Annotated in this window: 11 protein-coding genes; 2 read left to right on the forward strand and 9 right to left on the reverse strand. The window is 53.4% G+C overall.

Features of this window, described 5'->3' with window-relative positions; all coding sequences use genetic code 11:
• Positions 1–194: 194 nt before the first annotated feature.
• The 3 genes from ACL2XJ_RS05475 to ACL2XJ_RS05485 form a co-directional block, all read right to left on the reverse strand.
• Complete coding sequence (locus ACL2XJ_RS05475; RefSeq protein ID WP_413725900.1) at positions 195–1,160, reverse strand: Ig-like domain-containing protein; 966 nt, start codon at positions 1,158–1,160, stop codon at positions 195–197.
• A 57-nt stretch (positions 1,161–1,217) separates the two neighbouring features.
• A complete protein-coding gene (locus tag ACL2XJ_RS05480) occupies positions 1,218–2,240 on the reverse strand; it encodes a hypothetical protein (RefSeq protein ID WP_413725901.1) in 1,023 nt (340 codons plus the stop codon).
• A gap of 212 nt (positions 2,241–2,452) precedes the next feature.
• Positions 2,453–3,409, reverse strand: a complete 957-nt coding sequence (locus ACL2XJ_RS05485; RefSeq protein WP_413725902.1) for an AraC family transcriptional regulator — start codon at positions 3,407–3,409, stop codon at positions 2,453–2,455.
• Between the two features lie 95 nt (positions 3,410–3,504).
• On the opposite strand from ACL2XJ_RS05485, the gene ACL2XJ_RS05490 reads away from it, so the two are divergent.
• A complete protein-coding gene (locus tag ACL2XJ_RS05490) occupies positions 3,505–4,728 on the forward strand; it encodes an MFS transporter (RefSeq protein ID WP_413725903.1) in 1,224 nt (407 codons plus the stop codon).
• Between the two features lie 7 nt (positions 4,729–4,735).
• Here ACL2XJ_RS05490 and yjiA read toward each other — a convergent pair whose 3' ends face one another.
• The 3 genes from yjiA to ACL2XJ_RS05505 all read right to left on the reverse strand — a co-directional run bounded on the left by yjiA (position 4,736) and on the right by ACL2XJ_RS05505 (position 8,149).
• Positions 4,736–5,695 carry a GTPase gene (gene yjiA / locus ACL2XJ_RS05495; RefSeq protein ID WP_413725904.1) on the reverse strand — a complete coding sequence of 320 codons (960 nt, stop codon included), beginning with the start codon at positions 5,693–5,695 and terminating at the stop codon, positions 4,736–4,738.
• Positions 5,696–5,723: 28 nt separating this feature from the next.
• Positions 5,724–5,927, reverse strand: coding sequence for a YbdD/YjiX family protein (locus ACL2XJ_RS05500; RefSeq protein ID WP_132924755.1), 204 nt, complete (start codon positions 5,925–5,927; stop codon positions 5,724–5,726).
• Between the two features lie 68 nt (positions 5,928–5,995).
• Positions 5,996–8,149, reverse strand: a complete 2,154-nt coding sequence (locus ACL2XJ_RS05505; RefSeq protein WP_132924753.1) for a carbon starvation CstA family protein — start codon at positions 8,147–8,149, stop codon at positions 5,996–5,998.
• A 230-nt stretch (positions 8,150–8,379) separates the two neighbouring features.
• On the opposite strand from ACL2XJ_RS05505, the gene ACL2XJ_RS05510 reads away from it, so the two are divergent.
• Positions 8,380–9,006 carry an NADPH-dependent F420 reductase gene (locus ACL2XJ_RS05510; protein ID WP_203520470.1) on the forward strand — a complete coding sequence of 209 codons (627 nt, stop codon included), beginning with the start codon at positions 8,380–8,382 and terminating at the stop codon, positions 9,004–9,006.
• A gap of 145 nt (positions 9,007–9,151) precedes the next feature.
• Here ACL2XJ_RS05510 and ACL2XJ_RS05515 read toward each other — a convergent pair whose 3' ends face one another.
• The 3 genes from ACL2XJ_RS05515 to ACL2XJ_RS05525 all read right to left on the reverse strand — a co-directional run bounded on the left by ACL2XJ_RS05515 (position 9,152) and on the right by ACL2XJ_RS05525 (position 13,448).
• Positions 9,152–9,745 (reverse strand): TetR/AcrR family transcriptional regulator, encoded by a 594-nt coding sequence (locus ACL2XJ_RS05515; protein ID WP_413725905.1) that lies wholly within the window; start codon positions 9,743–9,745, stop codon positions 9,152–9,154.
• 226 nt (positions 9,746–9,971) lie between these two features.
• Entirely contained in the window at positions 9,972–11,624 is a 1,653-nt protein-coding gene (locus ACL2XJ_RS05520) for a hypothetical protein (protein WP_413725906.1), read from the reverse strand.
• Between the two features lie 366 nt (positions 11,625–11,990).
• Entirely contained in the window at positions 11,991–13,448 is a 1,458-nt protein-coding gene (locus ACL2XJ_RS05525; protein WP_413725907.1) for a YncE family protein, read from the reverse strand.
• Between the last annotated feature and the right edge of the window lie 13 nt (positions 13,449–13,461).

A 13,461-nucleotide genomic window follows, 5' to 3' on the forward strand; every position in this document is an offset into this window, starting at 1 on the left:
TGTTTGACTTTATATCGGTAGCCCGTATACGGCACGCTAAAAAAGCTGCCCGATTCTGGGGTATAACTTCGTAAGGATTAGGTAAAGCTCACATCCGCATAGCTATTCGTCAGTGGCTCTAATACGATTTCGGCAGTAACCGTGACGGTCTCGATAACCGAATTAATCAGGGTTATGCGATAACTTCGCCTTCGCTATGATGGAACAAAAGTCACATCGGTATGAATATTCACTGAGGGGTCAGCTATCAAGTAGCATGTTACCGTCACTCTCTCAGGATAGAAATTAGTGACATTCAATAAATACTGTCCATTGTTATCTGTATAACCCGAGCTGGGCAACATGGCATTACCGGTAGCTCGAAATTCTAGCTGTGCATCTCTTACCGGTTGGCTTTGACTACCCAAAAGAAGATATAACAATTGAGCCGGGGTCGTGCCATTGGCGGGAACGAAGTCATTTTCCACACTAACGATTAAAATGTCATTGGACCTGAAATTAACATTATCATCCTTATAGATATCCGGCTGATCGGCAATGTATGCGCGAACCGAGACCGGGCCAGGTGTCAATGTATACATGTAAAGAGTGAGCATGCCTTGTGAATTGGTCCGGCTGTCAACGGCAGGAATTAAGTTGGCCTCGCCTGATAAACGCGTAAAATTAATAAGCACACCAGAAACTGGCTGCCCGGCGGAATTCTGCACTGTATAAATTATGGTATTAGGCAGAATACCGTCCGCATAAGCATTATTTTTATCAACTCTTGAATTTAAAATGAGCACCGGAGAAGCAGCATCTTCAAAGGTAGAATTCTTTCTCGCTAAAATCTCTTCACCATTCAAAGGAGTAAAACTGCTATAGACTGTCACCTCTTGAGGAAGGCTATTGATAAAAGTGATAGTGGCATTACCCAGACTATTGGTATTAACGGAATCACGTTGCAAGTTGTTGGTGGTGAATCTTGCGCTGCCCGTTAGCTCAAAGTTAATAGTCCTCTGAGCCAGGTAATTATTGCCAGATTTCAACGTAGCCGTTGCGGCATTAGTTGCAATGCCATTCGCCAGAGCACCTGACGTCACCGCCAGGGTCAGGCTGTAATCGGCTAATGGCTCCTCTTCGGGGAAGGTTTCCTCATCTGAACAGGGTTTTTCTTGCATAATAGACCTCTGGCTGATATAGAAATATCGGGAGCATGTTTAATAACAGCAACGAAGTTAACCACCATTTGAAAGTATTTCCGCATCAAAATTCTCCGCAGGCTCCGGCTGAATATTGAGAAGTCCTAAAGGCGGCGAAGCGAACACAGTATCTATAAACAGTGACGAACCGCTGGCTTGAGGCAGAGAGAGTATCACGGTGACCGGCTCAGCAACCGAGTCAATAATATCAATGGTGGCGGATTGATCGCTGTTGAGTGAAATCAACGAATAGCTGGGACCGCCGATATTCGTGCCGCCGATAATGGATGCAGTACTGCTGTTCTGAATTTGCGCCAAAATCTGGGTGATAGGCGTTCCTCGATTGGAAACGGTGTCCGTTTTCACATAAATGGAGTTGTATGTTCTATTATTCGCCGGTGCGCCGGTAGTATAATTGACATATAATATTTTATCTTCACCGGCCCGGAAGGGACCGAAAAACGTCGTGGAAATAGAAGATGCGCTAGTGGCCAGTTCATAAGCACTTACAAAATAATTTTCCTGATCATATGAAAATAGACGAAAAAAACCTTGCCCGGTGGAATCGATATTAAGTTCATAAGTCCTTTCTTCTGTTTCATAGAAATAAGCCATTCCGTTACTTACACTAAGCCTAATTCTAGCGCCCGGATTGCCATAGACCACACCGCGATTAAATGGATTCACCCTAATAGCGTCGAAATCGAGATTGGCGGCTCCGATTGAAATTATCATTGACAATGAAATGGTTATATTCACATTCAAAGGATCTGAACTGGCAGGATTATCGAAACGATCCGTGATAGTGTAGAATATTGTATTTACGCCTCGCCGTACCAACTGCACCGGCACGAAACCTGTTATGGGGAAATCCGTATCTGGATTTCTGATAATATAACTGCCTATTAATACACCATCCCAAAATACCTGTACGACATCATCCACCGCTGGATTCTGGTTACGAAAGATTTGATATATCACGCCGCCAGCAGATTGGATGTTGGCTGTCGGTATTTGCCCATTCATTATTTGTGGTAAAAAGGGAGGTGCAAGTGCCATTGCCGTTCCTTAATCGATGCTCGCATGGATGCATCAATATTTATTTAGGGTCAATGATTACTTTTAATAGTGATAGTAGAGAAAACCCATTGCTTTGCAATGGTATTTTTTGCCAGCCTTAATGTTAAAAATAGCGGGAGACGTTCCTTTATTTTTGCAACGAAATAACAGCATAGCAAGCCATGGGCCGCCGACTGCCCCCGAGAGGTAGCTTATTTGTTTTGCGCCCGAAACTGACTGGGAGCCGTGCCGACAATTCGTTTGAACGCGCGGCTGAAGGAGGCTTCGGAATCGTAACCCAGCCGGCGGGCTACCTCCGAGATACGCGCGGCATCACGGCTGATCCATTGCCGCGCCAGATGCATTCGTACCTGTGCCACATAGCGGGCCGGGGTTTCTCCCACAATAGCTGAAAATTTACTGGCGAAGCTGGAGCGCGACGCCCCCATAACCTCCGCCAGTTCACGCAGCGGCCAGTCGCGATGGGGACTGGCATGAATGGCCGCCAGCACCCGGCCGATTTCAGGATTCCGCACCGCGGCTATCCAGCCGGTGGCATCAACGCTGCCATGTTCCACCCAGGCGCGAATTATCTGGGCGGCCAGCACGTCCGCCAGGCGGGCGATAATGCCGCAGGCGCCGACCCGGTTCATCTCAACTTCACATCCCATGGCTTCCAGCAGGTGCAAAATGGTAGGCTCGCATTTCATCAGCTCATCGGCGCGCATCACATCCGGCATCATCCGCAACAGCGGATGCAGGCTGTCGAGATTAAACCGCATGGAACCGGAAAACAGCAGGCAGTTTTCTCCCTTGGCCCCGGAATGGTAATCGAAAATATTGCCGCTCAGCGCTTTGCACTGCCAACGGGGGAACTGATGCGGCGTCGCTCCCGGCTCGCTTGCCAGCGCATGGGCGCTGCCCCGGGGCAACAGCACGGCATCGCCGGCCCCCAGTTCAATCCATTGGCCGGCAGGGTTAAGCAGCCAGCACCCCCGCTCCGACACAAAATGAAATATCGCGTCCTGCCGGGCCGGAAAGGCGAACGCCCAGGGCGCCGCCAGCGTGCAGCGGCCATATTCCACTCCGTCCAGCCTGAGTCCTTTGAGCATATCCGTCAGGGGATCATGAGGGGTCGGCGGGGCCGATTTGGACGAATTGTCATGCATTTTGGTTTTCCTAGCATGGAAGTTCCAACCCATCGACTGTAACATCCATTTAACCGCATTGAAAAGCGAGTGCTGACACATTTTTTGGAGAAACCATGACAGAAAAAAGCTGTATCGGCGATGACGCCCTTGCCTGCCCCGCGTCCCGTGCCGATGATGAACGGAGCGCCGCCTGGTATGCGGTGCTTTCGCTGTCAGTGGGTGTATTCGCCCTGGTGACGGCGGAATTCCTGCCCGCCAGCCTGCTGACCCCCATCGCAGGAGATCTGGGCATTTCAGACGGCGCCGCCGGGCAGGCCGTAACGGCCACGGCCCTGGTGGCGGCGGTGGCGGGACCGGCAGTGGTGCTGGGCACCGGCCGAATCGACCGGCGTAATGTCGTTTGGGGTTTAACGCTGATGCTGGTGCTGTCAAACCTGCTGGCGGCGTCAGCCTCGACTATTTGGGCGCTGATTGCGGCGCGGGTGGTGCTGGGCATCGCCCTCGGCGGGGTCTGGTCCCTGGCGGCGGCCCTGGTGCTGCGGCTGGTTCCCGCCCGGTTATTGGCGCGGGCCATGATGATCATTTTTACCGGCGTCTCGGCGGCGACGGTGTGCGCGCCCGCATTAGGATCCTATCTCGGCGCGCTTTGGGGATGGCGAGCCACGTTCCTGGCGGCCGCCGGTATCGGGGTTTTGGCGCTGCTTTTGCAATTGCTCAGTCTGCCGCGGCTGCAACCGGAGGCCGGCGCGGGTTTCGGGACCTTCGGCGTCCTGCTGCGCCGTCCCGGCATCCGTATCGGTCTTATCACCGTCATGTTTGTCATCTCCGGCCATTTTGCCGGTTTTACCTATATCCGGCCTTTCCTTGAGCAGGTCCCGCATCTTGACGTTCGCATGATCTCTCTTGTGCTGCTGGCGTTCGGCATCGGCGGCTTTTTCGGCAATATCGCCGGCGGAATGTTGGCCGGGCGCAGCGCCAGACTGGCGGTCGCCCTGGGTTCGCTGCTGTTGTCGGCCATGGCGTTTTCCCTGCTGGCCGACGGCGCATCGATATATATCGCCTTTATCGCCACCGCGGGCTGGGGTTTTGCCTTTGGCGCTTTCCCGGTCAGCATCCAGACCTGGAATACCCTGACCGCCCCCGATCATGCGGAAACCGCCGGAGCCCTGCTGTTGACCACTTTTCAGATAGCCATCGCCCTGGGGGCGGTTGCCGGGGGGGTGCTGGTGGATTCCTTCGGCCCGCCGGGAGCCATTACCTATAGCGCACTGACGGTGCTGGCCGGCGGACTGGCGATGCTGCTGTTCGGCCGCGGCCACGGACAGCCGGCGGCTTGAGGCCGCTTTATGCCAGCGCCGCGAAGCCGGCGCGGATCTCTGCCTCAGGCAAATCGATGCCGATAAACACCAGCACGCTGGTTTTTGCCTCGTCCGCACGCCACTCCCGGTCCCAGTCGGCGTTGTACAGCCGCTGCACGCCCTGGAACAACAGCCGGCGGGGATCGTCTTTGATGGCTAGTATGCCCTTATAGCGCAGCAGGTTATCGGCATATTTTACCAGCAGGCTTTCCATAAAATCCGACACCACCGGCAACTCCACCGCGTCGTCCAGATACACCACGATGGACTGCACGCTATTTTGCGTTGGGATAAGCGGACGGAACAACGGTTTGGCCACGGTCACCCGATCGTTAAGAATAAAACCCTCGACGCCAAACAGCTGCGTTAGCGGAATATCGCCGTTCACCACCCGATAAACCGGCGCACGGGCGTTAATGGCCTGCAGGCGCCGCACCAGCGCCTCGCAATCGCCGGCCACATCCGTTTTGGTCAGCAGGATGCGGTCCGCGAATCCCACCTGGGCCTGGGCGATAGGAAACCGTGACAGCTGCTGTTCGGCATGCACCGCGTCCACCAGCGTAATCACGCCGTCCAGCAAAAAGCGGGTATTGATAATCTCATGGGAAAAAAAGGCCTGGATAATCGGGCCGGGATCGGCCATCCCGGTACATTCGATAACCAGCCGGCTGAAATCCACCTCTCCCCGGTCAAGACCGGCGAGCAAATCCAGCAGCGCCCGCTCCAGTTCATTGGCGCTGCTGCAGCAGATACAACCGTTGCTCAACGTGGTTATGCGCGTGGCGCGGTCGCCCAACAGATCGTTGTCAATGGGCGCCGCGCCGAATTCGTTTTCGATGACGGCTATTTTTTCGCCGTGATCGGCATTCAGGATATGGCGCAGCAGGGTGGTTTTCCCTGCCCCCAGGAAACCGGATAAAATGGTGGCCGGCAAAGGCGTGTTCATACTTGGATCCTCTTGACCAACCTTAGCGTTAACAACAGCGGAATCCCCCTTTGCCGCTGCCGCCGTAACGCGCCTCCTGCCTGTCGCGGAAGAACGCTTCATAGTCCATCACCGGCTGATCGGGGTGATTGGTGGCCATATGCTGAACATAATTGTCATAGTCAGGAATACCCACCAGCATCCTGGCGGCCTGTCCGAGATATTTTCCTGCCTGACCCAGATTTCCAAACATAGGGCATCTCCGCTGTGATACCCGCATCACCATGACGGGTGATGCGGGTTGTGAGTCATCTATCCCGCTCAGTGACCGGACGAGGTGGTTACCCCACCCTCGGGGAGCGCGATATAAGCGGTTTCTTTATCGGTGCGCAGGGTGGTCTTGCGAGCACCCATCACCGTTTTGATTCCGTAGAATATGATGCCATAGACCACAATCAGGAACAGTACGCTCAGCACCGCATTCGTATAGTTATTGACGACAATGTGATGCATATTGCTTATTTGCTGCGCCGTCAGGCTGGCGCCCTGCTCGTCGATCTTGCGGCTGTAGGCGCGGGCCAGGTACAGGAAGCCCTCCAGTTGAGGATCCTGGCTGAACAGTTTCAGTCCCAGCGCCCAGGTGGTGCAAATCAGCAACCAGACGGCGGGAAGGACGGTCACCCAGATATAACGGGTGCGCTTCATTTTCACCAGCACCACGGTGCCCAGCACCAGCGCCACCGCCGCCAGCATCTGGTTGGATATGCCGAACAGCGGCCAGAGGCTTTTCACGCCGCCCAGGGGATCCACTACCCCCTGGTACAGCAGGTAGCCCCATAGCCCGACGCATCCCGCGGTGCCCGCCATACCCGCAGGCAGGGAGTCGGTCTTCTTCAGGAAGGGGACAAAGTTCCCCAGCAGATCCTGCAGCATAAACCGGCCGGAACGCGTACCGGCATCCAGCGCGGTCAGGATAAACAAGGCTTCGAACAAGATACCGAAATGGTACCAGAAGCCCATGTCGGCGCCCGGCATGATTTTATGGAAAACATGGGCAATACCAACCGCCAGGGTCGGCGCGCCCCCCGCCCGGTTGAGGATCGAGGGTTCGCCGATATCGTGGGCGGTTTGCAGGATTTGCTCAGGGGTGATCACAAAGCCCCAGGAGCTCACCGTTGCCGCCGCGTGCGTCGTCACATCCCGCAGGTTGGACAGGATCAGCGCCGAATCCGCGCCGCCGAGGTTATGCAGGTCCGGCATGGTGATGCCCAAGGCCACCGGCGGGGTATTCATGGCGAAATAGAGTCCCGGTTCGATAATGGACGCCGCCACCAGGGCCATGATGGCCACAAAGGATTCCATCAGCATCGCGCCGTAGCCGATAAAGCGGGTATCGTTTTCACTGGCCAGCAGCTTGGGCGTGGTGCCGGAGGCGATCAGGGCGTGGAAACCGGATACCGCGCCGCAGGCAATGGTGATAAACAGGAAGGGGAACAGCGCGCCTTTCCATACCGGGCCGGTGCCGTCGATAAAACGCGTCACCGCCGGCATTTTCAGATCAGGACCGATAATCAGGATGCCGATGGCCAAACCGACGATTACGCCGATTTTAAGGAACGTGGCCAGATAGTCCCGGGGCGCCAGGATAAGCCACACCGGCAGCAGGGAGGAGACAAAGGCATAACCAATCAGGGTAAAGGTAATGGTGGTGTCTTTGAAGGTTAACGCCGGTCCCCAATAGGGGTCATGGGCGATAACGCCGCCAAAGTAGATGGCCGCCAGCAGCAATACCACGCCGATGACCGAGACTTCCCCCACCCGTCCGGGGCGGATATAACGCATGTAAATGCCCATCAGCAAGGCGATGGGCACGGTGGAGCAAACGGTAAAGACGCCCCACGGGCTTTCCGCCAGCGCTTTCACCACGATCAGCGCCAGCACCGCCAGAATGATGATCATGATGAGAAAACAGCCGAACAGGGCGATGGTGCCGGGTACCGGGCCCATCTCTTCCTTGATCATCTCCCCCAGGGAGACGCCGTTGCGCCGGGAAGACATAAACAGCACCATAAAATCCTGCACCGCGCCGGCCAATACCACCCCGGCCAGCAGCCACAGGGTGCCGGGCAGATATCCCATCTGCGCCGCCAGTACCGGGCCCACCAGCGGTCCGGCGCCGGCGATGGCGGCGAAGTGATGCCCGAACAGCACATTTCTGTTGGTGGGCACATAGTTGAGGCCGTCATTATTAATCACGGCGGGGGTCGCGCGGTCGGGATCCAACTGCATGACGTTTTTAGCAATAAAAAGACTGTAGTACCGATAGGCCACCAGGTATACGGCGACGGAGGACACGACAATCCATAGGGCGCTGATGTTTTCTCCGCGGCGCAGTGCGACTACGCCGAGGCAGCACGCGCCGATCAGGCCGATGATCATCCAGGGTATATGTTTAAGCAGATTATTCTTCATCATTTCGCTGTCTTCAGTAGGTAAAGATAAGACGGTACTCTATGACAATGATGAAGAAATCAACCGTGAATTTTGGTTAAACGGTCATTAAAGGGGCGGAAGCGGTCGAATAGACAATTAAAAGGTTTCGGGAAATAGCCGCTCTTTCAGGCCAAGGCTCTGCGCCATCTTGTTTTACACTTATGAAGCAGGCCATTGAACGCAATGTTACCTTAACCAGAGGAATCCTTAAAATGAAAATCGGCATAATCGGTGCGGGATATGTTGGTCGCGCCCTGGCCGCTGCGGCGGTAAAGAACGGCCATGAGGCCATGATAAGCAATTCCCGCGGTCCCCATACCTTATTCAGCGACGCCGCCATGCTGGGCTGCAAAACCGGCACCATAGACGACGCGGCTAAATTCGGCGATATCGTGATTGTCGCCATTACCCTCAAGCATTACAAAGCCGTCCCGGTTGAACCCCTGGTGGGCAAAATCGTCATCGACACCAATAATTATTATCCCCAGCGCGACGACAAAATAGACGTCCTGGACAACGGCTCCACCACCAGCAGCGAACTGCTGGCGGCCCACCTGCCGAAGTCCATCATCGTCAAGGCCTTCAATGCCATTATGATGACCCACATCGAACGGGACAGCCAGCCCGCCGGCTCCTTTGACCGCCGCGCGCTGCCCCTGTGCGGCGATGATGCCCAGGCGAAAAAACGGGTGGCGGATCTTTACGATCAGTTCGGTTTCGACGCGGTGGACGTCGGACCGCTGTCCGAAGGCTGGCGTTTCCAGACCGGCACGCCGGCCTACTGCGTCCGCCTGAATAAAGAATGGATACAAAAGGCCCTGGCGGCCGCCGTTCGCTAACAGCGGACAGATGCCATTACTATACGTTTAATGCATGCCCCTTTTCCCTTGCGGGAGGGGGCAATGTTCCCTTCAAGCGCTGTTTCGGCGGCAATCCCAGCGCTACCAAGCGCCGCAGCGGATGGGCCGGCATGGTTATAAAACCTTAATCCCCGCTTCCTTCACAGGATAATTTTTTCATCAGCGCCTGCTGCATCTCCTGGATCCAGGGCTCATTCCCCACCGCGCGTTTAAGCAGATTAGCCCCGACCATGGACGCGAACAGCAGCATCAATTCTTCTCGTTGCCGCCCGTTCGGTTCCGGTGATGCCGCGTTGACAAAGAGTTCGCACATCCCTTGCGCGCCTTTCCGATAGACCTGGCTAAACGGCTCGTCGGCGGCATGTCCGGCGGCATCCTGGCCGAGGGCTATCATCGGGCAGGTTTTTTCCGGCGGTTTTTCCGTGAGGTAATATTCCGCCAGTTGCCGCAGCCTATTGGTTCTTCCCGATTCGGGACCGGCGCTGACCAGTTCTTTCCAGGTCGTCGTGGAGCGTTCGAACGCTTCGGCGCAGGCCTCGGCCGCCAACGCTTCCTTAGACGAAAAATGTTTATAAAAACCGCCCTGTGTCATGCCGGTGGCTTCCATGATTTCGGCAATACTCACCGCATCAATCCCTTTCACCCGGAACAATCCCGACGCGGCGTCAACGATGCGGGCGCGATTCTGATCAGCCTGTGCACGAGTAGATCTTCCCACAATTGACCTCTGTGAAATTAGATGTTATTTGAACTTTAATTCTTGATGAGAGGGTAATCAACCCCTAATTCGAAAAGAGACCGGCAACCGCTCATTTTGTTATTCTCCAGGTAGAACGATGGCTGAGCAAAGCGGCCGGAGAAATCCGCTATGGTCCCGCTTCGGCCCGGCTTACCAAGCAGTTCGCCGCCCGTGCAGACTACCCGGCGGCTCGGGCGCGACCGGTTCAGGCCACGCCGTGTTGTTTGATAATCAGGTTAAGCAGCGCTTTGGTAAATACCGGGCCCAGGCCATTGGTATTTTTTCTATCATGCGGCGGTGAGAGGAAATCCTGACCATAAGATTGATAATGGGCAATATCATAAATAATCTTTGCCATAAAATGGGCATTATCCATCATGATGTTTTTTTGCAGCATAGGATCGCTCTTGATGGCCTGAATAAGCTGTGCGGCATCAACCCTGACGTCTAAAGCGTTTTCGTAGCTTTTTATAAACAAATCATCAAAGATAAAGGCCTCCTTACCATTGGCAAATATGTCTTCATCGAAAAACTCAAGAATCTCATTCCCATCGCCCAGCTGTCGGCTTTTGGGAGAATAAACAAAACTGGTTGTTCCGACCTGTATATTTGCATCTTCCGCAAGCTCAGTGATCCGCAATCTATCCTTGCGGGCCACGGTTTTATCAAAATAATCCACCATAACCACTATTCTATGGCGAGAGTCCATCGGCAGGGTAAATCCCATCAGCGGTTCTTGAAAAGGTATCTCGGGAGCGTTCATGATTTTTGACGTAGCAAAAAGTATATTGCCTTTGTATTTACGGAAATAGTTTTCCAATTGCAATAGATAATATTCCACCCTAAGCATTGCTTGCTGTAAAATGCCATCATCATGAGTGCCAAGGGCATTTTGCAGATATCTTACTATAGTATTTTGAGGATGGTAACGCAGAGAGCCAAACACATTTTTTTCCGTAGACCGTTTTAATTTCAGCAAAGCTTTGCTTACCACACCCTGGACCTTATTGATTTCAATTCTGAACATGTCCATATTTTTCTTAAGATAAAAAAATCGGTCTGGAATATCTGTATCACGATCTTTCAAATACCTTATACACACATCCTCTGTTCTGTAATTATTTTTTATTTCTTTTGCAATGGCTCCATACTGATCCGATTTTTCGTGTTCAAATAGTGATTGATAGTATTTCATTGGATTGATAAATTGCCTTAGGCCATCTATAAAAGGCCTTTCACAATAATGAACCGGCTGGTTTGCAGCCCCGCTAGACACGTTATAAGGGGGCACCTCGACGCGATCCGTTTTGGCGGGTTTTTCAACATGGCGTTTATCGGCAGGAAGAGCGGGTTTGGCGGTTTTGGCGGTTTTGGCGGGGCGGCTGCCAATGGCGGGCGCGGCGGGCGAGCCTTTTTTTCTCGAAAAAACGCCCGCCGTTTTTCTGCCCGCAACAGATGGTTTTCGCAATGGAAACTTATCAAAAAAACAGATGTTTCCACAAGACAACACCGCACCGCTCGCATTATGCGTATCGGGCAAGGAAGTTATCAATATTTCCCTGCCAAATGAAATAGTTTTGTTATGATCATTATGATTGGGCTTCAGTGAAAGTAACAGTATCGTCACGTTCAAAAGGGAAGATGCCAGCATGTGTTTATTGATCTGCTTTTCATTTTTTTTGCGGCAAAGGGTCACATTACCGGCATGGGCTAGTTGCTGAATAGCCCTTCCTTCCTCAAATGGGTTACATTGGTAAAAAGCCGTATTGGCCTTCGTCGATGATTTACCTTTTTTTTTGTGCCGTTGCTGGTAGACGCCGATTGTCCGCTGGTGATCATGAATGGATGAAATAGGCATACCTTCTCCTTGGGATAGCTTGTTATTTATATAGTTTCAATTTATGGCCATAAAAAAATAAAATATCTACATATCTCTTTAACCAAAATTATTATGGAATATATATCATTATTATTTGCGGCAATATAGACAGAATGTTAATCAGCATAAAAATAGTGTTTTTACCAGCACTAGGCTATATTGGATTGAAAGTATCTGTTTCTCATACAATTATTAAATACTATAAATAGATTATTCATTAGGGTGATGAACTTTATAGCGTCGGTCTTTCGGGAAAGGTGAATAGCACAGTGCCCGTATCAGACATGCTGGAACGGGCTATTTGCGTTAAGGTATCAATCCGGCGCTTGGCCTTTCGACGCGGCCTTACCGGACCTGAATCTGAATGGGTTTACCATATCCTTCGGCGTTACCTTTTACTATCACCAGATAACGGCGCTCATCAGCGTGATGACTGTCCACGATTTGCCTGATGGGCCCCACCGCGTTGACAATTGCCGCACCCGCCGGATTAGTCATGAATTGAGACAGGGGTTCCAGTTTGCCGCCGCCATCCGCCTGTGAAGAGAGCCCCAGCAGATAGTTTTGCTTGGGTTCCAACCCGGTGGCCGAAGCCTGTAATATTTGGGTAATCCCCTGATCAAAGAGGGAAAGCGTGGTGGCCGGCGGCGCGTTATGTACCGCGTTGACATTTTTCAGCGCCAGATGGACCGCCTGGCCGGCAATGCCCAGCGGTTGCAGTCCTTGCATGCCGTCGCCGGCGGGAACGGCGTTCGGAACGTAGGCCACCGCCTGGGGCGCCTGTCCGATGGGTATGGTGGCAATGACCTTATTACTCAACGTATCAATGGCGGTCAATGCATCGGCGTTTTCCAGTCCGACATACACCCTGCTGCCATCGCCGGACGGCCAAACGCCATGGGGCAGATTACCCACCGGAATTGAAGCCGTCTGGGTAAAATCATCGGTACGATAGACATTGACCCGATTGAGTCCGCCGATAGTCACATAGGCGAAACTGCCTTTTGCGTTACGGACAATATTGACATGATTGGTTATCGGACCGGTATCGAGCGTTTTCAGCAGGGAAAAAGGCGGTTTTGCATCAAAGACCTGCACTTTGCCGGTATCTTTCAGGGTAAGCCAGACCTGTTTCCCATCCGGCGTGGCGGCGATATTCGGACAGAACGGGCTGGCCTGTTTGATGCTGCCGACAACCTTATGATCGCTGACGCCGATTACCACCGTTTCGGGGTTAAAGGATGAGCAGACATAGCCGTACCGCCCGTCAGGGGAGAAAATCTGCATTCCCGGCCCGCCAGGCACCTTGATTCGGCTCTTTTCTTCCCCGCTGGCCGCATCAAGCACAGACACATAATCTTCGCCACGCACCGTGACCCATATTTCTTTACCGTCCGGGGTAAAAAACGCTTCGTGCGGCGAACGCCCGATATAGGTCACATGCTTCACCGCATTAGTGGCCGTATCGATCAGGCTGACGGAGTTGGAGCCTATGGAAACCACCGCCAACGTTCTGCCGTCCGGGGAAAAGCCCATGCCGTGCACCAAAACCTGCCCCTTGTAGAGCGGGCTGAGGTTGGCCGGCTGCGCATCCCCTAATTTGATAACCCCCAGCAGGGTATTGCTGGCGGGGTCGGTGACCGAAACGGTATTGGAAAACTGTTCCGCCGCGTAAACGCGATCGCGGTGGCTGATGGCAATGTCCGGCGCGGCGGCGGCATAAGGCGCTTGCCCGGCCCAGGACAAATAAGATGTCAGCGCCAGGGCAGTCGCCATCGCCGTACGTGCAAAGTGTCGTTTCATGATCCTTACCTTC

It is taken from the genome of Sodalis sp. RH16 (assembly GCF_047324245.1).
In the GTDB taxonomy this organism is placed as follows: domain Bacteria; phylum Pseudomonadota; class Gammaproteobacteria; order Enterobacterales; family Enterobacteriaceae; genus Acerihabitans; species Acerihabitans ligni.